General features: G+C 34.5%; 3 protein-coding genes. All 3 read left to right on the top strand.

The window, feature by feature from the left end; translation table 11 throughout:
- Window positions 1-506: 506 nt before the first annotated feature.
- A complete protein-coding gene (locus ACH2BG_RS02785; protein ID WP_395046212.1) occupies window positions 507-1,229 on the top strand; it encodes a helix-turn-helix transcriptional regulator in 723 nt (240 codons plus the stop codon).
- A gap of 53 nt (window positions 1,230-1,282) precedes the next feature.
- A complete protein-coding gene (locus ACH2BG_RS02780) occupies window positions 1,283-1,741 on the top strand; it encodes a GyrI-like domain-containing protein (RefSeq protein WP_395046211.1) in 459 nt (152 codons plus the stop codon).
- Window positions 1,742-1,743: 2 nt separating this feature from the next.
- Window positions 1,744-2,036: DUF1801 domain-containing protein (locus tag ACH2BG_RS02775; protein ID WP_395046210.1), on the top strand; the 293-nt coding region annotated here is incomplete at its 3' end.

Below are 2,036 nucleotides of genomic sequence, written 5' to 3'. Positions count from 1 at the left end.
TTCGGCGGTGGTTCATCAGGCGGCGGCTTTGGTGGTTTTGGCGGTGGAAGCTTCGGCGGCGGCGGCTCCGGCGGCAAGTGGTGATCTATCTAATGAGTAATTTCTAAACACAAGCATTGTCACTTTCCAATTAGTAAAGCCGTGTCAGGCAAAGGTACTAAATGTCGAAGTAAAATTTACGAAGATATGTTAAAAATTTATCGCCTAAATAATTTGATTTATTGCCACGAATAGGTAAGTTTTATCGCAATTGACGGTAAAATATACGGCATAATGAATACTACTCATATGCTTAATTTGGACAAGCAAAAAACTATGCGTGATTAACTTTACCCAAATTTCGGCAGATTAGCCTAATTAAACCTTCGTACACAAATGACGTCAAAGAAAATATATTCATTTTAAAAACAGACAGCCATGAAAAAGATTTCTATATTCGGACTACTAACTTTCATCTCATTAAGTTTAAATGCTCAAAATATAACTACTAACAATTCGACAGAAAAATGAACGAAAACGACACAAAAAGACTTTCACGACTGACAGCAATTTTGACACAGTTGCAAACGAAACGACTTTTGACTGCTTCGGAATTAGCAAACAAATTTTCAGTAAGTAAAAGGACAATTTACCGAGACATAAAAGCATTGGAACAAGGAGGCGTTCCAATTTTAACAGAAGAGGGAAAAGGTTATACTATTATGGACGGTTATAGAATTCCGCCAGTAATGTTTACCGAAAGCGAAGCCAACGCATTAATTACAGCCGAACAACTTATTTTAAAAAACAAAGACGCTTCTTTTGTGAAAGAATATACGGAAGCAATCAACAAAATAAAATCAGTTCTACGAAACAACACAAAAGACAAGGCAAACTTGCTTTCTACTCGCATTGTATTTCGACAAAATACAGCTAACGAAACAACAAGTAATCATTTAGCAACTTTGCAATTAGCGTTGACAAATTTTAATCTCACAAAAATAAAATATCATTCAACTGACACAAACCAAACAACAGAAAGGATTATTGAACCATTTGCAATTTATAGCACACAAGAAAATTGGTTACTCATTGCATTTTGCAGGTTGAGAAGCGATTTTAGAGCTTTTCGGCTTGACAGAATTCAGAGTTTGAATATACACATAGACACATTTGAGCCACATAAAATTACGCTTCAAGAATATTTTGAAATTTGCAAAACAAAATATTCTTTAGAACCCTTGACATAGGGTTGTCGCAAGTCCATTTTACTTTTGTGGCTTAACAATTAAATTCAATCAGAATGAACAATCAAAAAATTCAAAAATTCAGCGTAATTGGTATTTCAATTCGGACAACCAATGAAAACGGACAAGCAGGGCAAGATATTCCTGCATTATGGAATAAATTTATGACAGAAGGAATTGCAGAACAAATTCCTAACAAAATTGACAATTCAATTTATTGCATTTACACCGAATACGAAAAAGACCACACGAAACCTTACACAACTATTTTGGGTTGTAAAGTTGATAATTTAGAAACAATTCCAAATGGAATGGTAGGTAAAACTTTTGAAGAAGCGACTTATACAAAACACATTGCGAAAGGAAATATTTTGCAAGGAATGGTTTTTGGTGAGTGGACAAAAATTTGGAATTCAGATTTAGATAGGACTTTTACAGCCGACTTTGAAGTATATGGCGAAAAAGCACAAAACCCAGAAAACGCAGAAGTAGATATATTTGTAGCAGTTAAATAAAGATGAGAGAATTAGATAATTTTTACTTACAACAAGACGAACCCATAAAAGGGACACTACTTGCATTGAGAGAAATTATTTTGCAACAAGATAAAGACGTTACCAACGCCTGGAAATACGGAATGCCGTTTTTCTGCTACAAGGGAAAAATGTTTTGCTATTTGTGGTTTCACAAAAAACACAAACTACCTTACATTGGAATTGTAGAAGGAAAACGGTTTGACGATCCGTTTTTAATTCAAGAAGACCGAAGTAGAATGAAAATTATGTTGTTTGACCCAAACGAAGATTTGCC

Source organism: Flavobacterium sp. (assembly GCF_043779715.1).
Lineage (GTDB): Bacteria > Bacteroidota > Bacteroidia > Flavobacteriales > Flavobacteriaceae > Flavobacterium.
The sequence above is the reverse complement of the archived record's forward strand: the minus strand, read 5'-3'. Positions and strand labels throughout refer to the sequence as shown.